At 71.2% G+C, this 23722-nt stretch carries 24 protein-coding genes; 15 read left to right on the forward strand and 9 right to left on the reverse strand.

Annotated elements, in window-relative coordinates:
• Positions 1-257: 257 nt before the first annotated feature.
• Together HPY23_RS27665 and msrA are read left to right on the forward strand one after the other, a co-directional pair.
• On the forward strand, positions 258-701 hold the full coding sequence (locus HPY23_RS27665; protein WP_139234885.1) for a hypothetical protein: 444 nt from the start codon (positions 258-260) through the stop codon (positions 699-701).
• Between the two features lie 229 nt (positions 702-930).
• The gene (gene msrA, locus HPY23_RS27670) at positions 931-1590 is read left to right on the forward strand and encodes a peptide-methionine (S)-S-oxide reductase MsrA (RefSeq protein WP_060845313.1); all 660 of its coding nucleotides are present in this window, start codon (positions 931-933) and stop codon (positions 1588-1590) included.
• A gap of 123 nt (positions 1591-1713) precedes the next feature.
• On the opposite strand, the gene mepA is transcribed toward msrA, so the two are convergent.
• The gene (gene mepA, locus HPY23_RS27675; protein WP_091882924.1) at positions 1714-2634 is read right to left on the reverse strand and encodes a penicillin-insensitive murein endopeptidase; all 921 of its coding nucleotides are present in this window, start codon (positions 2632-2634) and stop codon (positions 1714-1716) included.
• Positions 2635-2823: 189 nt separating this feature from the next.
• Here mepA and HPY23_RS27680 point away from each other — a divergent pair, with 189 nt between their 5' ends.
• Positions 2824-3198: a PRC-barrel domain-containing protein gene (locus HPY23_RS27680; RefSeq protein WP_060849135.1), complete on the forward strand. Its 375-nt coding sequence runs from the start codon at positions 2824-2826 to the stop codon at positions 3196-3198.
• Positions 3199-3309: 111 nt separating this feature from the next.
• On the opposite strand, the gene HPY23_RS27685 is transcribed toward HPY23_RS27680, so the two are convergent.
• Positions 3310-3573, reverse strand: a complete 264-nt coding sequence (locus HPY23_RS27685) for a hypothetical protein (RefSeq protein WP_236012951.1) — start codon at positions 3571-3573, stop codon at positions 3310-3312.
• 140 nt (positions 3574-3713) lie between these two features.
• Positions 3714-4127, reverse strand: a complete 414-nt coding sequence (locus HPY23_RS27690; RefSeq protein WP_060845316.1) for an EVE domain-containing protein — start codon at positions 4125-4127, stop codon at positions 3714-3716.
• Positions 4128-4379: 252 nt separating this feature from the next.
• Between HPY23_RS27690 and HPY23_RS27695 the strand changes: the two genes are divergently transcribed.
• Positions 4380-5009 carry a LysE family translocator gene (locus HPY23_RS27695; RefSeq protein ID WP_091882927.1) on the forward strand — a complete coding sequence of 210 codons (630 nt, stop codon included), beginning with the start codon at positions 4380-4382 and terminating at the stop codon, positions 5007-5009.
• 93 nt (positions 5010-5102) lie between these two features.
• Here HPY23_RS27695 and secB read toward each other — a convergent pair whose 3' ends face one another.
• A complete protein-coding gene (gene secB / locus HPY23_RS27700; protein ID WP_060845317.1) occupies positions 5103-5600 on the reverse strand; it encodes a protein-export chaperone SecB in 498 nt (165 codons plus the stop codon).
• 481 nt (positions 5601-6081) lie between these two features.
• On the opposite strand from secB, the gene HPY23_RS27705 reads away from it, so the two are divergent.
• The 9 genes from HPY23_RS27705 (at position 6082) to HPY23_RS27745 (ending at position 16570) form a co-directional block, all read left to right on the forward strand.
• Positions 6082-6804, forward strand: coding sequence for a Tim44/TimA family putative adaptor protein (locus HPY23_RS27705; RefSeq protein WP_175539874.1), 723 nt, complete (start codon positions 6082-6084; stop codon positions 6802-6804).
• Between the two features lie 324 nt (positions 6805-7128).
• Complete coding sequence (gene mltA / locus HPY23_RS27710) at positions 7129-8253, forward strand: murein transglycosylase A (RefSeq protein WP_418888680.1); 1125 nt, start codon at positions 7129-7131, stop codon at positions 8251-8253.
• On the forward strand, positions 8250-8867 hold the full coding sequence (locus HPY23_RS27715) for a Smr/MutS family protein (RefSeq protein ID WP_060845319.1): 618 nt from the start codon (positions 8250-8252) through the stop codon (positions 8865-8867). Before mltA ends, HPY23_RS27715 begins: the two co-directional genes overlap by 4 nt.
• A 297-nt stretch (positions 8868-9164) precedes the next feature.
• On the forward strand, positions 9165-10478 hold the full coding sequence (gene rho / locus HPY23_RS27720; protein ID WP_048461698.1) for a transcription termination factor Rho: 1314 nt from the start codon (positions 9165-9167) through the stop codon (positions 10476-10478).
• Between the two features lie 384 nt (positions 10479-10862).
• Positions 10863-12176, forward strand: a complete 1314-nt coding sequence (gene mnmE, locus HPY23_RS27725; RefSeq protein ID WP_091882933.1) for a tRNA uridine-5-carboxymethylaminomethyl(34) synthesis GTPase MnmE — start codon at positions 10863-10865, stop codon at positions 12174-12176.
• A 95-nt stretch (positions 12177-12271) separates the two neighbouring features.
• On the forward strand, positions 12272-14152 hold the full coding sequence (gene mnmG / locus HPY23_RS27730; protein WP_091882936.1) for a tRNA uridine-5-carboxymethylaminomethyl(34) synthesis enzyme MnmG: 1881 nt from the start codon (positions 12272-12274) through the stop codon (positions 14150-14152).
• Entirely contained in the window at positions 14149-14790 is a 642-nt protein-coding gene (gene rsmG / locus HPY23_RS27735; RefSeq protein WP_091882939.1) for a 16S rRNA (guanine(527)-N(7))-methyltransferase RsmG, read from the forward strand. Before mnmG ends, rsmG begins: the two co-directional genes overlap by 4 nt.
• Positions 14787-15635: a ParA family protein gene (locus tag HPY23_RS27740; RefSeq protein WP_091882941.1), complete on the forward strand. Its 849-nt coding sequence runs from the start codon at positions 14787-14789 to the stop codon at positions 15633-15635. The genes rsmG and HPY23_RS27740 overlap by 4 nt, the downstream gene beginning before the upstream one ends.
• A 35-nt stretch (positions 15636-15670) precedes the next feature.
• Positions 15671-16570, forward strand: a complete 900-nt coding sequence (locus HPY23_RS27745) for a ParB/RepB/Spo0J family partition protein (protein WP_091882944.1) — start codon at positions 15671-15673, stop codon at positions 16568-16570.
• 146 nt (positions 16571-16716) lie between these two features.
• Here the strand turns inward: HPY23_RS27745 and holA are convergent, their stop codons facing one another.
• From holA to leuS, 3 genes are all read right to left on the reverse strand, one after another.
• A complete protein-coding gene (holA, locus tag HPY23_RS27750) occupies positions 16717-17745 on the reverse strand; it encodes a DNA polymerase III subunit delta (RefSeq protein WP_200602085.1) in 1029 nt (342 codons plus the stop codon).
• 7 nt (positions 17746-17752) lie between these two features.
• A complete protein-coding gene (locus HPY23_RS27755; protein WP_060849138.1) occupies positions 17753-18289 on the reverse strand; it encodes an LPS assembly lipoprotein LptE in 537 nt (178 codons plus the stop codon).
• Between the two features lie 271 nt (positions 18290-18560).
• Positions 18561-21152 (reverse strand): leucine--tRNA ligase, encoded by a 2592-nt coding sequence (leuS, locus tag HPY23_RS27760; protein ID WP_091882950.1) that lies wholly within the window; start codon positions 21150-21152, stop codon positions 18561-18563.
• A gap of 161 nt (positions 21153-21313) precedes the next feature.
• Between leuS and HPY23_RS27765 the strand changes: the two genes are divergently transcribed.
• Positions 21314-22033: a YggS family pyridoxal phosphate-dependent enzyme gene (locus HPY23_RS27765; RefSeq protein ID WP_091882952.1), complete on the forward strand. Its 720-nt coding sequence runs from the start codon at positions 21314-21316 to the stop codon at positions 22031-22033.
• 10 nt (positions 22034-22043) lie between these two features.
• Here the strand turns inward: HPY23_RS27765 and HPY23_RS27770 are convergent, their stop codons facing one another.
• On the reverse strand, positions 22044-22244 hold the full coding sequence (locus HPY23_RS27770) for a hypothetical protein (protein ID WP_048427522.1): 201 nt from the start codon (positions 22242-22244) through the stop codon (positions 22044-22046).
• Positions 22245-22419: 175 nt separating this feature from the next.
• Positions 22420-22953, reverse strand: coding sequence for a L,D-transpeptidase family protein (locus HPY23_RS27775; RefSeq protein WP_060845328.1), 534 nt, complete (start codon positions 22951-22953; stop codon positions 22420-22422).
• Positions 22954-23064: 111 nt separating this feature from the next.
• Between HPY23_RS27775 and HPY23_RS27780 the strand changes: the two genes are divergently transcribed.
• On the forward strand, positions 23065-23721 hold the full coding sequence (locus tag HPY23_RS27780) for a 3'-5' exonuclease (RefSeq protein ID WP_091882955.1): 657 nt from the start codon (positions 23065-23067) through the stop codon (positions 23719-23721).
• The last annotated feature ends 1 nt before the right edge of the window (position 23722 follow it).

The raw sequence follows: 23722 nt of genomic DNA on the forward strand, positions 1-23722 counted from the left end.
CGTTCGAAACTCGCTGTCCAAAGCCACCATTCCCAGAACGACGGATGCGCCGCGTCGCGGACCGGCCGGTCCACGATCTTGTCAATTGATTGTACACTATCGATTGCCGCACCGGCAACCATCGCCTCTACGGTGTCAGGCCTGCGAACCGGGACACGGACGCCTCTCCGGCGGGCTCGCGAAAGGGTCTGCAGGGGCTTGCGGCCGCACGGAACGCGTCGGCTGCGTCACGACGCAGCAGGCGATCGATGGCCTGGATGGGAACGAAGACGAAACTTCTCCATACGGATGACCGGGCAATAAACATCTTCTCTTTCGTCATCGAAAATGGAAAACCGCGTCTATTGCTGCGAGCCCATGCACCGACCTATCTAGTGGTTCGAGGCTGCCATCCGGGAAGCCTTCCGTCCACGCCGGGTCTTACCATGCGTCCTGCCATCTTCGATCCGTTCGGCGAGCGCCTGGACCTGCGACCGGTGTCGGAGGCTGCCTGCACCGCGGCGCCTCGGCGTCGGCGGACCCGCCGCATCGTCGGCGCGGTGTTGTTCTGGGCGCTTGCCGCGGGGCTGATCACCGCCCGTGGCGCGTTCTTCGACCCGAGCACCGCCTTCGGTCCCGACGCCCCGGCCCGCGTGGCCGCGCAGGCCGTTGGTCCGACCCAGAATCTTGCCGCCGCGTCGGACGCATCCGTCCTTCGCTGACGGTCCGACGGCCTCGTCCCGCGATCCTGGCCCTCCCGGGACTTCGCGCACTGCCTCCAGGGACTTCTTCCTCCCAGCCGCTCGTCCGCTCGCCGCAACGACCTCGTCGAGCGGTCTGCGCGCAAGCATCGCTCTTCAGGAACGGCACCCGGCATCCCACATCCATCGCGTGACGAGGCGATAGCGCCTCCGGGGCCGCAAGGCCCCGTTCCGTGACCGGAGCGACCCGATGCTGTTCTTCCGCAAGCGTGCCGAGATGCCGGCCCCCGACCAGATCCTGCCGGGCCGGCCGACCCCCCTGCCGACGGCCGACCGCCACTTCGTCAACGGCCATCCGCTGAAGGGCCCCTACCCGCCCGGGATCGAGACCGTCGTGTTCGGCCTCGGCTGCTTCTGGGGCGCGGAGCGCAAGTTCTGGCAGCTCGGCGACGGGGTGTTCGTCACCGCGGTGGGCTACGCCGCCGGCACCACGCCGAACCCGACCTACGAGGAGGTGTGCTCCGGGATGACCGGGCACAACGAGGTCGTGCTCGTCGCCTACGATCCGGCCGCGATGCCGTTCGCCAGCCTGCTCAAGACCTTCTGGGAGAGCCACGACCCGACCCAGGGCATGCGCCAGGGCAACGACGTTGGCACGCAGTACCGCTCCGGCATCTACCTGTCGGACGCGACCCGCCTGGCGGAGGCCGAGGCGTCCCGCGAGGCCTACGGCGGCGCCTTGAAGGCGCGGGGCTTCGGCCCGATCACCACGGAGATCCGCGACGGCGGGCCGTTCTACTTCGCCGAGGAGTACCACCAGCAGTACCTGGCGAAGAACCCGGGCGGCTATTGCGGCCTGGGCGGCACCGGCGTGTCCTGCCCGGTCGGGGTCGGCGTCGCGGCCGAGTGACCTGAAGAGGTCGAGTGATTCGAAAGAGGGCAGGACCGGCTCCCGGCCGGTCCTGCCCTCTCGTCATACGAAATCCGATTGGTTGCTTCGCAACGCGGATTTCGGCTTCGCTCACGCGCCGTCTCAGCGCGCCTTCAGCACCGTGCGGCAGGCATCCGGCAGGCCCGCCAGCGTCATTGGCGGGCGCGGCTTGCCGGGCGGGCGCGGCTTGGGGTTCAGGATCGCGTCCGAGAACCAGTAATCGAGCTCGGGGCCGCAGCCGTCGCCGGAAGGCGGCGGGTCCTGGTCGTGGCAGGCCGCGTCGCCCGCCGGGCAGTCCAGCCGGATGTGGAAGTGGTAGTTGTGGCCGTAGATCGGCCGGACCTTGGTGAGCCAGCTCCGGTCCGAGCCCGCCTCGCGGCAGAGCGCCAGCTTGATCGCCGGGTTGACGAAGATCCGCGCCACCTCGGGCTCGCGTGACACCATCTTGATCAGCCTCAGGTGCTCGGGCCGCCACACGCTCGGGTCGATGTCGCGCCGGTCGGACCGAACCACGTTGGTGGCCGACATCTCCTCGCGCTCGGCCCGGGTCAGGCGTCGGTCCGGCATCGGGGTCAGCCAGATGTCGGCATCGAGGCCGAGCTGGTGCGAGGCATGGCCGGTCAGCATCGGCCCGCCCCGGGGCTGGGACATGTCGCCGACGAGAAGCCCCGGCCAGCCCGCCTTGCGCGGCGCCTCGGCGGCGATCTTCTCCAGGAACGCGACGAGCCGCGGGTGACCCCAGTTCCGGTTGCGGGACAGGCGCATCACCTGCCAGGTGTCGCCGTCGATCGGCAGGGCCTCGGCGCCCGCCACGCAGCCCCGCGCGTAGCCGCCGATCGCCTGCGGCGGCAGGGCCGCCGGCGTCGTCGCGCGCCCGAACAGGGCCTTGGCCGGCGTCGACGGGTCGTCCGGGTTGGCGAGCGGCGGCAGCGGCTTGGGATGCAGGGTGCCGCGATCCTGCGCGAGGGCGGGAGCGGCGAGCGTGAGGAGGACCGTCAGGACGGCGGTGCGGCGAATCGGCATGGGGCCAAGCTAGCGCTCCGCTCCGCGTCGGGAAACCCGCCTCCCGGCTCCGCCATTCGCCGCAGCGGCACCGGAACAGGCGCCCGCGCGCCGGCGTTGCCGGGGCAACCCGACACCCGCGCTGCGGATACGAACCGGAGGACAAGCCCGATGACCACCGTCGCACCGACGATCGGCGACCGTTCCGACATGGGCAGCCAGACCACCACCCAGACCAACGCCCTCATCGCGAGCGACCGCGTCGAGGGCACCGCGGTGCGTCGCCCCAACGGCGACAGCATCGGCCGCATCGAGCGGCTGATGATCGAGAAGGCCTCCGGCAAGGTGGTCTACGCCGTGATGAGCTTCGGCGGCTTTCTCGGCATCGGCGAGGGTTACCACACCCTCCCGTGGTCGACCCTGCGCTTCGCGCCCGAGATGGATGCCTACGTGGTCGACCTCACCGAGGAGCAGCTGCGCGCCGCCCCTCCGGCCTCGGCGGAGGGCAACGACCCCTCCTTCGACCGCGGTTGGGAGGAGCACGTCCACCAGTACTTCAAGGCGACGCCGTACTGGAGCGTCTGATCCCGGACCGGCTGAGGCGTCTACCGACGAAGCGGTTACCGGTTCGTCGGAGGATGCGGCAAAGCCAAAGACCTGGAGCAACACCCGATTGCAGGGCGATCGGGTGTTGCTCTACGGGGCCTCCGCCGGCACGCCCGACAGGGCCCAGCGGCACAGGCTCGATTCCTTGACCTTCAGGCAATCGTAGGCGGTGCCGCCGACCACAACCCGCTCGGCGTTGCCCTCGACCCGGTCCGGGCCGAACCGGGCGCAGCCGAGATGGTCGGCCTTCGGATCGGCCAGCCGCGCCTTGATCGCCGCAGAATCGCCCGCCGTCTCGGTCATCAGGATGCGCAGGTTGGCGAGCGAGGCGCAGGCTACGACCTTCGTCGGCACGGCCGCCTTGTCGGGTGCGGGCTTCCCCGGAGCCTTGGCCCTCTGCGCCGCTACCGGGCCTGCGGCGACGGCGAGCCCGAGAGCGGCCAGGAACCACCGAGAGCGACGCTCCTTGCGGGTCCCCATTCAGAGACGACCCGTCATAGACCACCCATGCGGCGCACCAGCGCCCACTCCGACTCGCTGACCGGCTGCACCGAGAGGCGCGAGTTGTTGACCAGCACCATCTCGCGCAACGCCGTCTCGGCCTTGATCGCCTCCAGGGTGACGGGTTGCGGCAGGGCGACCACCGCCTTGAGGTCGACCATCCCGAAGCGGCCGGTCTCGTCGGTATGGTCGGGATAGTAGGTGCGGATCACCTCGACGATGCCGACCACCGCCTTGCCCTCGTTCGAGTGGTAGAAGAAGCCCTGCTCGCCGAGACGCATCGCCTCCAGGTTCTTGCGGGCGACGTGGTTGCGCACCCCGTTCCAGTACGTCCCCGCCTCGCCCGCGGCGACCTGGTCGTCCCACGACCAGACCGAGGGCTCGGACTTGTAGAGCCAGTGCGCCATCCCGTCGTCTTTCCACGCTCGCAGCCGCTCGCGCTGCGCGGGCTCCCCATCGCCCGATCCGGGTGCGGGAGTCCAGAGGGAGCGGAGGCCGTGGCCTGCGGTCGGCTGCCCCAGGGTTCCGGGGATCGTTCGGGTGCCGGAATGCCGACCGATCCTGAAAACCGTGCATCCATCGATTGTACAGCCGTGAAAACCGGACGAGAATTCTCCCCGAGGCCGCGCCGTCGGCACCGGTTCGCGGGAGAGGAATCGATGATCGACTGGACCTGGCTTCTCTCGACCAGCGCCTTCGCCGTGGCGATGTCGGCGACGCCCGGGCCCAACAACACCATGGTGGTGGCCTCGGGTGCCACCTACGGCTTTGCCCGCACGATGCCGCACATGCTCGGCATCGCGGCGGGCTTCCCGGTGATGCTGATCATGCTCGGCACCGTCGGCCTGCCCCTGCTCGCCGATCCGCGGGTCCATGCCGTACTCAAGTGGGTGGGGGCCGCCTACCTGCTGTGGCTCGCCTGGAAGATCGCGACCGCCGATCCCGCGACCGAGTCCGTGGCGACGCCCGGGGCGGCGACCCCTGTGACGTCCGGACGCCCGCTCGGCGTCCTGCAGGCGGCCCTGTTCCAGTGGGTCAACCCGAAGGCCTGGATCATCGCCGCCGGGGCGCTCGCCGCCTACACGACGGATGCCGACGGCGCGTCGCTCGCCGCGACGCTGGTTCTCGCCTTGGTGTTCGGGCTCGTCGCCGTCCCGTGCGTCGCCCTGTGGACGCTGATCGGGGTCGGCACCGCGCGGCTGCTGCGCTCGCGGCGATCGGTGCGTCTGTTCAACCTCGCCATGGCGGGGCTGCTGGTCGCGTCCCTGGTGCCAGTTCTCGCCGAGTAGGACGGTCGTTTCCCGTGAAACGTTTTCGTCCCGGATCGGGATTTTCGTGCGGACCGGGGCGGTGAACGCCCCGGTCCGCATTCGCGGGGAAGCTTACGCGGTGCCGCCCTGGACCTGCGCCTCGGCGGCCTTCTGGCGGTAGAGGCCGACGAAGTCGATCGGGTCGATGTAGAGCGGCGGGAAGCCGCCGTTGCGCACCGCGTCGGCGATGATCTGGCGGGCGAACGGGAACAGCAGCCGCGGGCACTCGATCATGACGGCCGGGTGCATCTGGTCCTGCGGGATGTTGCGCAGGCGGAAGATGCCGGAATAGGTCAGCTCGAACGCGAACAGCACCTCGGCGCCGATCTTGGCATCGCCCTCGAGGCGCAGGTCGACTTCGAAGTCTTCCTCGGCGAGCTGCTTGGCGTTGACGTTGACCTGGATGTTGATCTGCGGGCCCTGCTGCTGCGGCTGCAGCGAGCGCGGCGCGTTCGGGTTCTCGAAGGAGAGGTCCTTGGCGTACTGGGCCAGCGCATTCAGGGTCGGGGTGAGGTCGTCGGGCTGCGCCGCGGCGCCACCGTTGCCGTTCGGTACCGGGGAATCGGCCATGGCGGAGGGTTCCTTCGAGGGCTGGACGTAACGACGAACCGTCGCACGCTGGCGCGCAAATCGGCGCGCGCGACGGCGGGGTTGCGGCTATCATGCCCGCAGCGCGTGAACAAGCAGAGCGGCCGATCGTCTCCTCCGACCCATTGACCCTGCGACAGGCCGAGGGCCGGCCCGCCCGCTGCGGCACCTTGCGCGTGGACGGGCACATCCTCGCGAGGCGCCGCCTGGATACGACGGCCCCTCGGCCCCATATCGTCTCCATGGGCCCGCCGCGCGGCGCCGGCCGGGGGTTTGCCGTGGTTCTCTGGGACTTGCCGAGGTGTTTGCCGAAGCTCTCGCCGAGGTCCCGGCCGAGGTTCTTGCCATCCCCCGGTGCCGGTGCCAAAGCCGGCGACGCGCCGAATGTATCGCACGCTGAGCCGGGACGGCCAGGAATGCTCCGCGTAAGGCCGCCAAGAACGGATCGATGAACGGATCGATGATGCAGGATTCCCTCGACCTTACGACCCTCATCTTCCTCGGGCTTGCGGTCTTCGTGATCTGGAAGCTCCGGTCCGTCCTCGGACAGAAGACCGGGAGCGAGCGGCCGCCCTTCAACCCGCTGGCCCGCCGCGAGGAGCCGCCGCCGGCCGCCACGCGCGAGGGCGACAACGTCGTGCGGCTGCCGGGCGCCGGCGCCGAGCGCGCCGCGGCCGCCCCGGTGGCGACGGCGGTGCCGCGCAACTGGAAGGGCGTGGTCGAGCCGAACTCGCCCGCCGCCCGCGGCCTCGACCTGATCATCCAGCAGGAGCCCGGCTTCGATCCCCGCGGCTTCACCGACGGCGCCAAGCTCGCCTACGAGACGATCGTCACCGCCTTCGCCAAGGGCGACCGCAAGACCCTCAAGACCCTGCTCTCGCGCGAGGTCGCGGACGGGTTCGAGCGGGCGATCCAGGGCCGCGAGCGCGCCGGCCAGACCGTCGAGACCACCTTCGTGTCGATCGACCGGGCCGAGATCGTTGGGGTCGATGTGCGAAACCGCGTCGCCCAGGTCACCGTGCGCTACCTCTCGAAGCTGATCACCGCCACGAAGGGCCCGCAGGGCCAGGTCGTGGACGGCAGCCCCGAGAAGGTGGTGGACGTCACCGACGTCTGGACCTTCGCCCGCACGCTCGGCAGCCGCGATCCGAACTGGCAGCTCGTCGCCACCGAGGCTGGGCAGTAAGCAGGCCGAAGCCCGGCTCCCTCCGCGGAGCCGGGCCACGCCACCCCACCGGTTCGCCGCTCCGGCGGCTTGATCGTCCGCCGGGCATCGGCCAAGATCGAACGACCGTCGCCCACCGCGACCCCACCCAGCATCGCCACATTTCCGGGGCCGGAGCCCGTCAAGCCCATGCCGCCGGCCGTCGGCCCCTACCGTTCCGTCCCCGGTCGCGTTCGCAGACCCCGCCCTCGCAGGTTCCCCTCGGGCAGAGGTCTCCGCACCGGTTCCCGCCTCTCAGCGCTGCTTCTCGCCGGTCTCCTCGCCGGCCGGGCCGAGGCCGCCCCGTTGCGCGTCGGCGACGCCGTGCTCGAGCCCGTCGCCCTCGACGCCCTCCCGGGGTTTGGCGACGACGACCTGACGGCGGCGCTCGCGGCGTTCCGGGCGACCTGCAGACCGGATCAGCCCCAGGCGCCGGTCCTCGCCGAGGCCGCCCCCGACGCGCCGCGCCAGGACCTCGCGGCGGCCTGCGCCGCCGCCGCGGCCGTGCCCTCCGAGGGCGCGCGGGAGTTCTTCCTGCGCCGGTTCGCCGCCTACCGGGTCCTGCGGCCGGCCCGGGAGACTCCGGCCGAGCGCCGGGCGGGCTTCCTCACCGGCTATTTCGAACCCGAGCTCGACGGCTCCCCGGTGCCGACGGCGGACTTCACCGTGCCGGCCCTGGCGCGCCCCGACGACCTCGTTTCCCTGGAGCCCGGCGAGACCCGGCCCGGTCTCGATCCGTCGCTCCGCGCCGCGCGCCGCGAGGGCGACGCGCTGACGCCCTATCCCGACCGGGCGGCGATCGAGGACGGGGCGCTCGGGCCGCGCACCCGCCCGCTGGTCTGGCTGCGCGACGCGGTCGACCTCCTGGTGCTGCAGGTCCAGGGCTCCGGCCGGGTCCGCCTGCCCGACGGCCGCTCGGTCCGCCTCGCCTATGACGGGCGCAACGGCCGGCCCTACACCTCGGTCGCCCGGCTGATCGTCACCGGCGGCCATCTGCCCCTCGAGGGCCTGACGCTCGAGCGCTGGACCGGCTGGCTGCGGGCCCACCCGGCGATCGCCCGCGACCTGATCCGCCGCAACGCCTCCTACATCTTCTTCCGTCTCGACGACGGCGCCCCGGAGACCGGGCCGCGCGGCGCCGCGGGCGCGCCGCTGACCGCCGGGCGCAGCCTCGCGGTCGACGCCACCCTGTGGCGCTACGGGTTGCCGTTCTGGCTCGACGGGGCTTTGCCGGAGCCCGAGGGCGGCAGCGTCCCGCTGCGCCGCCTCGTGATCGCCCAGGATACCGGCTCGGCCATCGTCGGCCCGGCCCGGGGCGACCTCTATTTCGGCACCGGCGCCCGGGCCGGTGCCACGGCGGGGCTCCTGCGCGACCCGGCCCGCTTCGTCGTGCTGCTGCCGAAGCCGGATGCGCCGGGTGCTGCGCCGTGACCGAGCCGCGCCGTCCCCGCCGCGTCCGCCGCCTCACCACCGAGGAGAGCCGGCTCTGGGCCGAGATCTCCCGCCTGATCGTGCCGCTGCGCGGGCGGGCGCCCGTCCCCGTCGCGCCCTCCCCTCCCCCGGTATCGGTGCCGACGCCCGCCCCTGCGCCCACGGTGCCTCCGCCGCCGCAATTCGTGCGGCCCGCCAAGGTGGCGCGACCTGCCCCCAAGGGGGCCTCGAAGAGCGCGAGCCCGCCTCCGCCGCCCGCGCCGGTGCTGCCGCCGCTGGCGCCTCTGGAGCGCCGGGTGCGGACCGGCCTGCGCCGCGGTTCGCGCAGCGTCGATGCCGCGATCGACCTGCACGGCATGCGCCAGTCCGAGGCGCATGCGGCGCTGATCGGCTTCCTGCACCGCTCCCGCGCCTCCGGGCACGCGGTGGTGCTGGTCGTCACCGGCAAGGGCGGTGGCGGCGACGATCCCTATGCCGAGCGCGGCGTCCTGCGCCGCAGCGTCCCGCACTGGCTGCGCCTGCCCGAGCTGCGCCCCCTAGTCGTCGGCTTCGAGGAGGCCGCCCACCACCATGGCGGCGGCGGCGCGCTCTACATCCGCCTCCGGCGCCGCTGACGGTCGCCTCATCCCTTCGTCGGTCCCGTCGGCGCGTCACTTTTCCCTTGCGGGGACTTGAGTCGGTGCCGCGGAGCCGCTACATAAAGTCGTTCCCTCCTCCATCGTCTTGTCACGTCGCATCCAGGACCGATCCGGTTCCTCCGCGCGACCTCCGGGACACATCAGGCGACGATTTCGCGACCGGTGCCCGCCTCGGCCACCCCGTTGCTTTCCGCTCAACGCCGCGACCCGCGGCGGCCGGACTTGTCCCGACATGACGACGCTCCCCAGCTTCGCCTCGCACCCCGATATCCCATGATCGAAGACACGCTCGCCCCGATCGAGACCCCGGCCGCCCCCGCCATGCGCGAGGTGAAGCTGCAGGATCTCAAGTCCAAGACCCCCACCGAGCTCCTGGCCTTTGCCGAGGAGGTCGAGGTCGAGAACGCCTCGACCATGCGCAAGCAGGAGCTGATGTTCGCGATCCTGAAGCAGCTCGCTGCCAAGGACGTCGAGATCATCGGTGCCGGCACCGTCGAGGTGCTGCAGGACGGCTTCGGCTTCCTGCGCTCCTCCGACTCGAACTACCTGCCGGGCCCGGACGACATCTACATCTCGCCGACGCAGATCCGCCGCTTCGGCCTGCGCACCGGCGACACCGTCGAGGGGCCGATCCGGGGCCCGAAGGACGGCGAGCGCTACTTCGCGCTGCTCAAGGTCAACACCATCAACTTCGAGAACCCGGACAAGATCAAACACAAGGTCCATTTCGACAACCTGACGCCGCTGTTCCCGACGCAGCGCTTCAAGCTCGAACTGGCGGAGCCGACCCGCAAGGACTTCTCGCCCCGGATCATCGACATCGTCGCGCCGATCGGCAAGGGCCAGCGCGCCCTGATCGTGGCGCCGCCGCGCACCGGCAAGACGGTGCTGATGCAGAACATCGCCCAGTCGATCACCCTGAACCACCCCGAGTGCTACCTCATCGTCCTGCTCATCGACGAGCGGCCGGAAGAGGTCACCGACATGCAGCGCTCGGTGAAGGGTGAGGTCATCGCCTCGACCTTCGACGAGCCGGCGACCCGCCACGTCCAGGTCGCCGAGATGGTGATCGAGAAGGCCAAGCGCCTCGTCGAGCATGGCCGCGACGTCGTCATCCTGCTCGACTCGATCACGCGGCTGGGCCGCGCCTACAACACCGTGGTGCCGTCCTCCGGCAAGGTGCTGACCGGCGGTGTCGATGCCAACGCCCTGCAGCGGCCCAAGCGCTTCTTCGGCGCCGCCCGCAACATCGAGGAGGGTGGCTCGCTCTCGATCATTGCCACCGCGCTGATCGACACCGGCTCCCGCATGGACGAGGTGATCTTCGAGGAGTTCAAGGGCACCGGCAACTCCGAGATCATCCTGGACCGCAAGGTCTCCGACAAGCGCATCTTCCCGGCGATCGACATCACCCGCTCGGGCACCCGCAAGGAGGAGCTGCTGGTCCCGCCGGACGCGCTCAAGAAGACCTACGTGCTGCGCCGCATCCTCAACCCGATGGGCGTCACCGACGCGATCGAGTTCCTGCTCGACAAGCTGCGCCAGACCAAGAGCAACGGCGACTTCTTCGACTCGATGAACACCTGATCCGGCCCCTTCGGTCGCAGTCGTCAAACTCGCGCGCGGCGCCCCGAGAGGGGCGCCGTTTTCGTATCCAGCCCCGCTCCCGGACACCGCATCCCGCGGCTCGGATGCCCGCACGTGGCACCCCGGCGGGTGGGTGGCCGGCGACAAAGGTCTTCGCCCGGAGGGGCCCGAGTTCGACGCCTGCTTGCGTGCACCCGTCTCCGCCTGGCCGGGGTCCGGCACCGGGCAGGCCACGGTATCGCGGGCTCCGCACGGAGGCGGCACTGTGCTCCGGCTGTCGACGCAGTGAGCAAGACGCCGCCCGTCCCGATCCGTTCGGCGGCAAGACCGGATCGTGCTAGCCACGGCGCCACCCTTTTCGATGCCCCCTCCCCCGATCACCCGATGCTCGCGCCCGACACCATCTTCGCCCCCGCCACCGGCTACGGCCGTACCGCCGTCGCTGTCGTGCGGATCAGCGGCCCGCAGGCCGGCCCCGCCCTCGCGGCGCTGATCCGGACCCCGCTGCCGCCGGCGCGCCGCCTCGCCCTGCGCACCCTGCGCGAGCCGGAGACCGGGGAGATCCTCGATCAGGCCCTCGTCGCGTGGCTGCCCGGCCCCGGTACCGCAACCGGAGAGGACATGGTCGAGCTGCACCTGCATGGCGGCCCGGCGGTCCGTGCGGCGGCTCTGCGCAGCCTCGGCGCACGGCCGGGCCTGGTGCCGGCCGAGCCCGGTGCCTTCACCCGGCGGGCCTTCCTCAACGGCCGGATGGACCTTACCGCCGTCGAGGGACTGGCCGACCTGATCGAGGCCGAGACCGAGGCGCAGCGGCGCCAGGCCGTGCGCCAGCTCGATGGGGCGCTGGGCCGGGCGGTCGAACGCTGGCGCGACACGCTGCTTGATGTGCTCGCCGGCACCGAGGCCGCCCTCGATTTCTCTGACGAGGGCGATGTCGACGATGAAGCCCTGACCGCCTCGGGCTGCATCGCGGCCGCGCGGGTGCGGGACGAGATCCGCGCCGTCCTCGCCGATGGCCGGCGAGGCGAGCGGTTGCGGGAAGGTTTTACGGTCGTGCTCGCCGGCGCGCCCAATGCCGGCAAGTCGACCCTGCTCAACGCGCTGGCCCGGCGCGACGTGGCGATCGTCTCGGAGGTTCCGGGCACCACCCGGGACGCGATCGAGGTACGCTGCGATCTCAGCGGGCTGCCGGTGCTGCTGGTCGATACCGCCGGCCTGCGCGAGACCAGCGACGCGATCGAGGTCGAGGGCGTCGCCCGCAGTCGTCGCCGCATCGAGCAGGCCGACCTCGTCCTCTGGCTGCGCGAGCCGGGCGGAGCCGAGCCCCCTGCCCTTCCGGTTCCTTTCCGCGTGGTTTCGACCAAGCGAGACGTGCCGGGAGACCGGATGGAGGGCGAGATTGCGATCTCGGCGCGGACGGGGGACGGGGTCGATCGTCTCCTGAGCGAGATCGAGCGTGAAGCCGCGACCTCGCTCGGAAGCGGCGACGCCCTGGTCACCCGCGAACGTCAGCGTCTCGCACTCGAAGCCTGCATGCGCCATCTCGACAGGGTGGCAGCTCACGGTGACACCCTGCCGGCGGAACTGGTCGCGGAGGATCTGCGCCTCGCGGTCCGCGCCCTCGGCGAGGTCGCCGGTCGGGTGGGCGTCGAGGAAATGCTGGACCGGCTCTTTGCCGGGTTCTGCATCGGCAAGTAGCCTTCTCGCCACCGGTCCCGCGGAGTTTTCACGTGAAACGCGCGTGGCGCCGACAGGATGATTGACGTTGCCGGTCGGCGCCCCCTAATCACCCCATGCACAGAGATGATTCCTCCTTCGACGTGATCGTCGTCGGCGGTGGGCATGCGGGCGCCGAGGCGGCCGCCGCCGCCGCGCGTTACGGGGCCCGCACCGCCCTGGTAACCCATCGCCGCGACACGCTCGGGGCGATGTCCTGTAACCCGGCCATCGGCGGCCTCGGCAAGGGTCACCTCGTCCGCGAAGTCGATGCCCTCGACGGGCTGATGGGCCGGGTCGCCGACCGCGCCGGTATCCAGTTCCGGCTACTGAACCGCCGCAAGGGCCCGGCGGTACGCGGGCCCCGCACCCAGGCCGACCGCAAGCTCTACGCCCGGGCGATGCGGGCGGCGCTCCCCGAAACCCCGAACCTGACCATCGTCGAGGGCGAGGTCGCCGACCTGACCGTCGTCGACGGACGAGTCGCCGGCGCCGTGCTGACGGACGGCCGTGCCCTCCCCTGCCGCGCCGTCGTCCTGACCACCGGGACCTTCCTGCGTGGCCTGATCCATATCGGCGAGGTGACCATGCCGGCCGGCCGCATCGGCGAGGCGCCGGCGCTCGGCCTGTCGGCGACCCTCGATCGGTACGGCTTCGCGCTGGGCCGCCTCAAGACCGGGACACCGCCGCGCCTCGACGGCCGCACGATCGACTGGCATGGCATCGACAAGCAGGCCGCCGACGACGAGCCGGTGCCGTTCTCGACCCTGACCACGCGCATCACGACGCCCCAGATCGAGTGTGGTGTCACCCGCACCGGCCAGGCGGCGCACGACCTGATCCGCGCCAACCTGCACCGCTCGGCGATGTATTCCGGCGGCATCACCAGCCGCGGGCCGCGCTACTGCCCGTCGATCGAGGACAAGGTCGTGCGGTTCGGCGACCGTGACGGTCACCAGATCTTCCTCGAGCCGGAAGGCCTCGACGACCCGACAGTCTACCCGAACGGCATCTCGACCTCCCTGCCAGAAGAGGTGCAGCACGGCATCGTCCGCCTGCTGCCCGGCTGCGAGCGGGCGGTGATCCTGCGCCCCGGCTACGCGATCGAGTACGATTACGTCGATCCGCGCGAGCTCGACCCGACGCTCCAGGCGCGCCGCATCGCCGGCCTGTTCCTCGCGGGCCAGATCAACGGCACCACTGGCTACGAGGAGGCGGCCGGCCAGGGGCTGGTTGCCGGTCTCAACGCCGCCCGTCTGGCGGGCCAGGCCGACCTCGCGGTGTTCGACCGGGCCGAGTCGTATATCGGCGTGATGATCGACGACCTCGTGACCCACGGGGTCAGCGAGCCCTACCGGATGTTCACCTCGCGCTCCGAGTACCGGCTCAGCCTGCGGGTCGACAATGCCGATGAACGCTTGACCGGCCGTGGCATAGGGCTCGGTTGCGTTTCGGCGGGGCGGGCCGCCCACCATGCCGCGCGGCAGGACGCCTTGGAGCAGGCTCGCCAGATGCTCGACGATCTCAGCCTGACCCCGACCGAGGCCGAGCGCCACGGCATCGTGCTGAACCGCGACGGCATCCGCCGGTCCGCCTTCCAGCTCCTGTCCTACCCGGAGATCGGGTGGGAGCGGCTCGCCGCGGTCTGGCCCCAGCTTGCCGCGATCCCCCCTGCCCTCGCCGAGCGGGTGTGTACCGACGCGACCTACGCGGTCTATCTCGACCGGCAAAAAGCGGATATCGCGGCGTTCCGGCGCGACGAGGCGGTGACCCTGCCGGACCATCTCGATTACGGCGGTATCGCCGGCCTGTCGAACGAGCTGCGGTTGAAGCTCGACAAGGTCCGCCCCCTCACCCTCGGACAGGCGGCACGGATCGAGGGCGTGACCCCGGCGGCGCTGACCCTGCTGGCGGCGCATGCCCGCCGTACTCCCTCCCTACAGGTTTCGGCTGAATGAAGACGTCCGCAGTCGGCCGCGATGCCGTCCTGCGCCAAGCCGGCGTTTCACGTGAAACAGCCGAGGCGCTCGACCTCTACGTCGCCCAGCTCACCCGCTGGCAATCGATCAAGAACCTCGTCGGTCCCTCCACGCTGGCGGAGGTCTGGACCCGCCACGTCGCCGATTCGCTTCAGCTCCTGGCGCTCGCGCCCGATGCGACGCGCTGGCTCGACCTCGGCAGCGGGGCCGGCATCCCGGGCCTGATCCTGGCGATTGCCGGGCGCGATCGGCCGGGCTTCCACGTCGACCTCGTCGAGAGCAACGGCCGCAAGGGCGCGTTCCTGCAGGAGACCGCGCGGCTCACCGGCGCAGCGGCCAAGATCCATGTCGCGCGGATCGAGACGGTGATCGGCGGGTTCACCGAAACGCAAATCGTCACCGCCCGGGCGCTGGCGCCGCTGTCCCAGCTCCTCGCCTGGACCGCCCCGCTGTTGAAAAACGGCGCCACGGGGCTTTTTCCGAAAGGCCGTGATGTCTTAACCGAATTGACCGAGGCCGAGGAAAGGTGGAGATTTGCCGCGGATCTGATCCCGAGTCGGACCGATTCTGATGCCAGGATCGTCCGCATCTCCAGTGTGAGCGGCCTTCTCCCATGATCGCGGAATCTCCCGAGGCGCAGGCCGGCGACAGCGCGCGGCCCCTGCGCATCATCGCGCTTGCCAACCAGAAGGGCGGCGTCGGCAAGACCACCACGGCGATCAATCTCGGCACGGCGCTCGCGGCGATCGGCGAGCGCGTGCTGATCATCGATCTCGACCCGCAGGGCAACGCCTCGACAGGCCTCGGCATCGACCGGCGCCAGCGGCGCCTGTCGACCTACGACGTGCTGGCCGGCGAAGCGCCCCTGGCGGAGGCGGTGCAGGCTACCGCCGTCCCGCGCCTGTCCTTGGTTCCCTCGACCATGGATCTCCTCGGTCTCGAGATGGCGATGGCGAGCGCGACCGACCGGGCGCAGCGCCTGCGCCGGGCCCTCGAACCCCTCGACCGGGGCGAGATGCCGGAGGACCAGCGTTTCACCTACGTGCTGATCGACTGCCCGCCCTCCCTCAACCTGCTCACCCTCAACGCGCTCGCCGCGGCGCATGCGGTGCTGGTGCCGCTGCAATGCGAGTTCTTCGCCCTCGAAGGCCTGAGCCAGCTGCTGCGCACCGTCGAGCAGGTGAAGGGTGCCCTCAACCCGCGCCTGGCGATCCAGGGCGTGGTGCTGACGATGTTCGACCCGCGCAACAACCTGTCGGCCCAGGTCGTCGCCGACGTGCGCGAGTTCATGGGCGACAAGGTCTACGAGACCATGATCCCCCGCAACGTGCGCGTTTCCGAGGCGCCGTCGCACGGCAAGCCGGTGCTGCTCTACGACCTCAAATGCGCGGGGTCGCAGGCCTATCTGCGCCTCGCCTCGGAGGTCATCCAACGGGAAGGCCGCCTTCCGGCCGCCGCCTGAATCGACGTAACGGAGTTGTTGAGAGGATGAAGGGCATGGCGGAGGAGGGAGCGCGACCGCGCCTCGGGCGGGGTCTCGCGGCGCTGATCGGCGATTTCGGCGAGGACATCCCGGCCGCCACGGAGAAGCCGAAGGCCGGGCAGCGGCGGGTTCCGATCGAGTTCCTGCGGCCGAACCCGCGTAACCCCCGCCGCCACTTCGCCGAGACCGAGCTCGAGGAGCTGTCGGCCTCGATCCGCACCCGCGGGGTGATCCAGCCGATCGTCGTGCGAGCGCTGGCCAACCTGCCGGACGCGTTCGAGATCGTCGCCGGCGAGCGGCGCTGGCGGGCCGCGCAGCGCGCCGGCCTGCACGAGGTGCCGGTTGTCACGGTCGAGATCGACGACCGCACCTCGCTCGAATTCGCCATCCTAGAGAACGTCCAGCGCGCCGACCTGAACGCCATCGAGGAGGCGGCGGGCTACGAGCGGCTGATGAGCGAGTTCCGCTACACCCAGACCGAGCTCGCCGAGATCATCGGCAAGAGCCGCAGCCATCTCGCCAACACGCTCCGCCTGCTGCAGCTGCCGCCCTCGGTCCAGGAGCACGTCGTCGACGGCAGCCTGACCGCGGGCCATGCCCGTGCGCTCCTGTCGGTCAAGGACCCGGAAGGCATCGCCCGCCGGGTGATCGAGGACGGAATGACGGTGCGCGAGGTCGAGGCACTCGCCGCCGGCGAGCAGGCCGGCACCGGGCCGCGCCCCGGCCGGCCGCGCAAGGCCACGGTCGAGAAGGACGCCGATACTCGCGCCCTGGAGCGCCGTCTCGAGGACGCCCTCGGCGTCGTGGTGTCGATCGACGCCAAGGGCGGCGGCGGGGAGGTGCGGCTGCGCTACGCCAGCCTCGACCAGCTCGACGGACTCTGCCGGCGGCTGGAAATGCAGATCGGCGAATGAGGCGAGGGCCGGACCGGAACGGTCCGGCCTTTTTCGCGAGAGGCCGTCGCCTCATCCACGGGCCGAGGATCTCGTTTCGGCGGGTGGAACGGGGATCCGCTGTTGCGGGACCGAATCGGCCGCCGCGACGAGGGGGGAGGGGGGCTTCACCCCCGCCGCGCCGCCTCGCTGGCGAGGCGCAGGAAGAGGTCGGCCGCGATGGCGTGCGAGAAGTCGCCGCCGGCTCGGCGGGCGCCCAGCACCGCGTCCTGCAGCAGCGTCACCGCCCTGCGCAAGGAGGCCGGGCTCCAGCGTGCGAGCTGCGTCTCGACAATGCGCTGGCGGCGGAAATGCAGGCCTCGCCAGCCCGACACCATCGCGCCCGGGCTCTTGCCCTCGCCGTCGAGACGGGTGGCGAGCAGCGTCAGCGCGTGGCGGAGCGCGGCGCCCAGCATCACCGAGGCATCCATGCCCTCGATCTGGAAGCGGCGATAGCTGTGCTCGGTCTCGGCGATCCGCCCGGCGAAGGCGGCGTCGACCAGGGTGTTGAGCATCGAGCCCGAGACGTCGCTGCCGATCGCCTCGACATCCTCGATCCCGATCTCGCCCTGACCGCGAGCGTAGAGCGCCAGTTTCTCGATCTCGCCGAGGCTCGCCCGCCGGTCGCCGCCGAGGCCGGCGGCGAGGAGGTCGCGGGCGTCGCGGGTGATGCGCAGGTTGTCGGCCCGGAGCGTCCGGTCGATCAGGTCGGCGAGCGTGCCGGCATCGTCGGCGTAGCAGGGGATGGCGAGCGCCCGGGGCGAGCGCTCGCAGACCACCCGCAGGGGCGCCGACTTGGCGAGGTCGCCGGCCTCCACCACGATCCGGGTGTCGGTACCCTCCTGCTTGAGCGCGGCCTCGACCGCCGGGGCGTAGTTGCGGCTGCCGGGGCGCACCCAGACCGCCCGCTTGCCGCCGAACAGCCCGACCGTGGCGGCCTCGTCGACGAGGCGGCCGGGATCGCCCGCCAGCACGTCGCCGTCGAGCTTGACCAGGGCGAAGGGATCGGCGGGATCGTCCACCGCCTTCTCGGCGAGCAGGCGGGCGCGCTCGGCGACGAGGCCGGTATCCGGGCCATAGACCAGGATCACGGCGATGCGCGGGTCGGGGCCGCGGCGCAGCAGCCCCTCGACCTCGCCGGCCTTGACGGCGGTCACGACGCGCTCAGGGCTGGGTCGCCAGGATCGCGGCGACGCGGGTCTTGATCTGCTCGGAGAGGAGCTTGGCGAGCCGGATCTCGGCGTCGCGGGCGGCGCGCAGGCTGGCGAAGCGCTGGGACGAGCGGTCGTAGGTGGCGGTGCCCTGGGCCACGCCCTCGGTGAGGGTACGGTCGCCCGACAGCGTCTGGACCTTGTAGGCGGCGGTACCGAGCAGGGTCGCCGATTCCGCCCGCCCGGTGATCGAGCTGACGATCGGGGTCTGCACCGTCTCGCTGGCGGTGAGCGTCAGGCGGTACTTCTTGTCCGAGGGCTGGCCCGAGCCGTCGAGGTCGAACACCAGCTCGCTGCGCAGGTAGTGGCCGAGGCGTTCCTGGCCCTGGGCGGTCTTGGCCGGGTCGACCTGGATCGAGGCCAGCACGGCGCTCAAGGGGGCGCCGGACGCGGTCGGCCCGTAGAGCGGGCGGAAGCAGGCCGAGAGGCCGAGCGCCAGGGTGGCGACGAGAGTGAGGTTCCGCGCCGTCTTCACCGTGCTGCCTGCCATGAAGCCTGTCATGAAGGTTCGTCCTGCCGCCACACGTCCCGTTACCGCCCCGCCGGAGCTCTGCCAAGTGGCCGAGCACTCCCGGGGAGCACCCCGACGAATCCCGGCCTCGCGGGCCGTCAGGGTAGGGGTGGAGCCTAAAGAATTTCTGCGGCGACAGCAGGGCCGTGCCCCCCGATGGGAAAGAATAGCGGGGACGGCGCCGACGAACGAAGGGCCCGGCGATCGTCGGATCGCCGGGCCCTTCGGGAGGCTCGGAGCGTCGTCGCGGTCAGACGACGATGTTGACGATGCGCAGCGGCACAACGATCACCTTGCGGGGCGGCTTGCCCTCGAGCGCGCGCTGCACTGGCTCGAGCGCCAGCACGGCGGCCTGCACCGCGGCCTGGTCGGCGTCCCGCGGCACCGTCACGTCGGCGCGCTTGCGCCCGTTGATCTGGACCGGCAGCGTCACGCTGTCCTCAACCAGGAGGTCGCCGCGGACCCCCGGCCAGCCCGCCTCGGCCACTAGGCCGTCCTGCCCGAGCGCCGTCCAGCAGGCCTCGGCCAGGTGCGGCATCATCGGGGCGATGAGCTGCACCAGGATCAGGGTCGCCTCGCGCAGGGCGGGGGAGGGGGCGTGGCCGCGCTCGGCCGCGACCGCCTCCTGCAGGCTGTTCGCCAGTTCGTAGACATGGGCGACGCAGCGGTTGAAGCGCAGGCGCTCGATGTCCTCGCCGACGGCGGCCAGCGCCTTGTGGGCGGCCTTCAGCACCGCTTGGCTGTCGGTGCCGGCCGGCTCGGCCCCACCCTCGGCGACCTCGCCCACCATGCGCCAGACACGCTGGACGAAGCGCGAGGCACCCTGGACGCCGTCCTCGGTCCAGATCACGTCGCGCTCCGGCGGCGAGTCCGAGAGCATGAACCAGCGGGCGGTGTCGGCGCCGTACGAAGCGATGATGTCGTCGGGGTCGACGACGTTCTTCTTCGACTTCGACATCTTCTCGATCGCGCCGATCGAGACCGGCGCCTCGGTTTTCACGTGAAACGCCTTGCGGGCGCCATCCTCGCTGACGATCCGGACATCGACCGGCTGCACCCAGGCGCCGGCCTCGTCGCGGTAGGTTTCGTGGACGACCATGCCTTGCGTGAACAGGCCCGCGAAGGGCTCGTCGACACCGGCCCAGCCGGTCTGGCGCATCGCCCGCATGAAGAAGCGGGAATAGAGCAGGTGCAGGATCGCGTGCTCGATGCCGCCGATATACTGGTCGACCGGCAGCCAGTGATCGGCCACCGCCTTGTCGGTCGGCGCATCCTCCAGCCACGGCGCGGTGAAGCGGGCGAAGTACCAGGACGAGTCGACGAAGGTGTCCATCGTGTCGGTCTCGCGCCGGGCCGGCTTGCCGCAGGACGGGCACGGCACGTTGCGCCACGCGGCATCGCGCTCGAGCGGGTTGCCCGGCACGTCGAACGAGACCTCCTCGGGCAGCTGCACCGGCAGGTCGGCGACCGGCACCGGCACCGCACCGCAGGCATCGCAGTGGATCACCGGGATCGGGCAGCCCCAGTAGCGCTGGCGCGACACGCCCCAGTCGCGCAGGCGGAACTGCACCCGGCGCTTGCCGACGGAGGCGCCGTCGAGGGTCTCGGCCTCCAGGCGGTCGGCGACGGTCTTGAACGCCGTGTCGGTATCCATCCCGTCGAGAAAGCGCGAGTTGATCATCCGGCCGTCGCCGTCATAGGCGGTGTCGGTGATCGTGAAACCGGCGGGGTCCTGGTCCGGCGGGCACACGACCGGGGTGTTGCCCAGGCCGTACTTGTTGGCGAAGTCGAGGTCGCGCTGGTCGTGCGCCGGACAGCCGAACACCGCGCCGGTGCCGTACTCCATCAGCACGAAATTCGCGACGTAGACCGGCAGGGTCCAGGACGGGTCGAGCGGATGGCGGACCTTGAGGCCGGTGTCGAAGCCGAGCTTCTCCGCCGTGTCGATCGCCGCCTGCGCCGTACCCATGCGCCGGCACTCGGCGATGAAGTCCTGCAGCGCCGGATTGTCCCTCGCCACCGCGGCGGCGAGCGGATGGTCGGCGGCGACCGCCAGGAACTTCGCGCCGAACAGCGTGTCGGGGCGGGTGGTGTAGACCGTCACCTCGGAGGCCGCGCCCTCGGGCGCCGTCTCGAGGGCGAAGCGCAGCTCCAGCCCCTCCGAGCGGCCGATCCAGTTGCGCTGCATCAGCCGGACCTTCTCCGGCCAGCGCTCCAGCGTGTCGAGCCGGTCGTCCAGGTCCTGGGCGAAATCGGTGATCTTGAAGAACCACTGGGTCAGCTCGCGCTGCTCGACCAGCGCGCCGGAGCGCCAGCCGCGCCCGTCGATCACCTGCTCGTTGGCCAGCACGGTGTGGTCGACCGGGTCCCAGTTCACCTTGGCGGTGCGGCGCGAGACCAGCCCGGCCTTCAGGAAATCCAGGAACATCCGCTGCTGGTGCTTGTAGTATTCGGGATCGCAGGTCGCGATCTCGCGGCTCCAATCCAGCGACAGGCCCATCGACTGGAGCTGCGTCCGCATCGTGGCGATGTTGGCGTAGGTCCAGTCCCGCGGGTTGACCTTGTTCTGCATCGCGGCGTTCTCGGCCGGCAGGCCGAAGGCGTCCCAGCCCATCGGGTGCAGGACGTTGAAGCCCTTGGCGCGCTTGTAGCGCGCGACCACGTCGCCCATGGCGTAGTTGCGGACGTGGCCCATGTGGATGCGCCCCGACGGATACGGGAACATCTCGAGGACGTAGTATTTCGGACGAGGATCGTCGTTGCGGGTGCGGAAGATCTCGCGCTCGGCCCACACCTGCTGCCAGTGGGGCTCGGAATCCTTCGCGTTGTAACGTTCGGCCATGGGCGGCGTCTTTGCGACCGGTCGGCGCCGGCGCCGTGAGCACCGGCGGCAGGGATGAAGGGAAAACGTCACGGCCGCAAACGGTTGAGCTTGCTCGGCGCGGCGCCGGCGGACTAGGACACGGTTTGGTCCCGAGGGTCAACAATGGAGAGGCGCCGGTCATGATCGACCCGCAGACCGTCACGTCGAACCTGGCCGAGGTGCGCTCGGCGATCGCCCGGGCGGCCGAGGACAGCGAGCGCGATCCCGCCGGTGTCGCCCTGATCGCGGTGTCGAAGACGGTTCCCCCGGAGGGGATCCGGCCGGCGCTGGAATCCGGGCAGCGTTGCTTCGGCGAGAACTACGTCCAGGAGGCGAAGGCCAAGTGGCCGGCCCTGCGCGAGTCCTGTCCCGACGTCGAGCTGCACCTGATCGGCCCGCTGCAATCGAACAAGGCCCGCGAGGCGGTCGAGCTGTTCGACGTGATCCATACCCTGGACCGGACCTCGCTCGCCGCGGCTCTGGGCAAGGAGATCCGGCGCAGCGGCCGGCATCCGCGCCTGCTGGTGCAGGTCAATACCGGCGAGGAGCCGCAGAAGGGCGGCGTGGCGCCCGGCGCGGTCGAGGCTTTCCTGGCCGAGTGCCGGGACGTGCACGGCCTCACGGTGTCTGGCCTGATGTGCATTCCCCCGGCGGAGGATCCGCCCTCGGCGCATTTCGGCCTGCTGGCGGCGATCGCCCGCCGCCACGCCCTGCCGCTCCTGTCGATGGGGATGAGCGCCGACTATCCGGCGGCGATCCAGATGGGGGCGACCCACGTGCGGGTCGGCAGCGCGATCTTCGGAGCGCGTCAGCCCAAGGACGCCGCTGAGGACGCCGCCGAGGACGAAACGCAGGGCTGACGCACCGCAGTCAATTGGCGTGCAGGCAGCGGATCTCTTCCCGCGCCTGCTCCAGGAAACGGACGCGGTCCTCGTCCGTCAGCAGCACGGGGGAGTTCGGCAGCCCGTCGCGGTAGCGGGCGGAGCCGTTCCAGAGGGTGCCGCGCGGCCCCTCGACGGCATGGATCTGGCGGGCCCGAACGATCTCGGTCGCGGTGTAGGCGTCGAGCATGCGTCTCTCCCTGCGTCCCGTGCGGTTTTTGTGTGGCAGTCGAACCCTAGCGCATGTCCTCGCGGTGCGCGAGTGTGGCAGCGTTACCAAATCTAAAGATTTCGTTGTGCCTTGCAGCATGGTTCGACGGGGAGGATCCCCGTCCAATGCAGCGCAGGATTGGAGAAGATCTTTCTCAGATCGTCAGGCGTGTGCCGGGGCCGAGGCGGCGCAGGAGCCGCACCAGGTCGGGGCGGCGCAGCGCGACGCAGCCCTCGGTCGGCCGGAAGCCCGGCCGGGCGACGTGCAGGAAGATGGCGCTGCCATGCCCGGGGCGGATCGGGCCGCGGTTGTAATCGAGGTCGATCACGAGGTCGTAGAGCCCGTCGTCGCGCCACATCGCCTCGGCGCTGATGCCCGGGGCTGGCAGGGCGAGCGGCCGGTTGTAGCGCCGGTCGCGCGGGTCGTCGCACCAGCCGTCGCCGGGGCGGATCGCCCGCAAGGGGAGGGCGGTCGGCGGCCGGGTCCCGAGCCGGTCGGGCCGGTAGAAGCCGCCGCGCAGCCGGAACGTGCCGCGGGGCGAGGCGCCGTCGCCCTCGCGCTTCACCTGACGCTGGCCGCCTTTGCCCAGCGCGCAGGGGATCAGCACCGGGCCGGCGATCAGGGTGCCGCGGCGGCGGTCGAGGGGGTTCGGGCGGACCCGCAGGTGCGAAAGGGTGGTGCGCTTCATCGTCCTCCTCTTTAAGGCTCCGTCCGCGCCGGCTCCAGCGCCGCGACGGAGCGCCCGGCGCCGGTCGCGCGCGGGGCCGATCCACGATCACCGGGTGAACTCCTCGACGCGATGCCGGAGCCGACCCCATCCCCCGTCCCGGACTGGCTCGGCTGGCTGCCGCCGCGCCTCGTCGCCCTCGACGTCGAGGCCACCGGCCTCTCGGCGGGCGACCGGATGGTGAGCGTCGGCGCCGTCGCGCTCGCCACCGCCTCCCTCGCCGCCGGCCGGCCCGAGATCGTCTGCCATCACCTGGTCGTCGATCCGGGGCGGCCGAGCCATCCAGCGGCGCTGGCGGTGCACGGCTACGACGACTGGCTGCTGCGCCATCAGGATCCGGCGGCGCTGCATCTCCCGGCCCTGGCGCAGGTCCTGGCGGGGGCAGACCTCGTCGTCGCGCACAATGCCGCCTTCGACCTCGGCCTCCTCAACCGCGAGATGGCGCTGGCAGGGCTGCCGCCGGTCGCGCCCAGGGTCTACTGCACCATGGAGGCCTATCGCCGCCGGGGCGAGAAGGGCCGGGCCGCCCTCGACGCGGTGTGCCGCCGCATCGGGCTCGCCCGGTCCGGCGCCCGGCACGGCGCGCTGGAGGATGCCTGGCTGGCGCTGCGGGCCTATCTCTGGCTCCAGGCCTGCCCGGTGGCGGTCGCGCGCCCGGAGCTCGCCGCGCCGAGCAACCTGCGCCCGGTCCCGCCCCGTCCCGAGGGCCCGTTGCCGCCGCGGGGCTGAG

This window comes from Methylobacterium ajmalii, from assembly GCF_016613415.1.
Classification (GTDB): domain Bacteria; phylum Pseudomonadota; class Alphaproteobacteria; order Rhizobiales; family Beijerinckiaceae; genus Methylobacterium; species Methylobacterium ajmalii.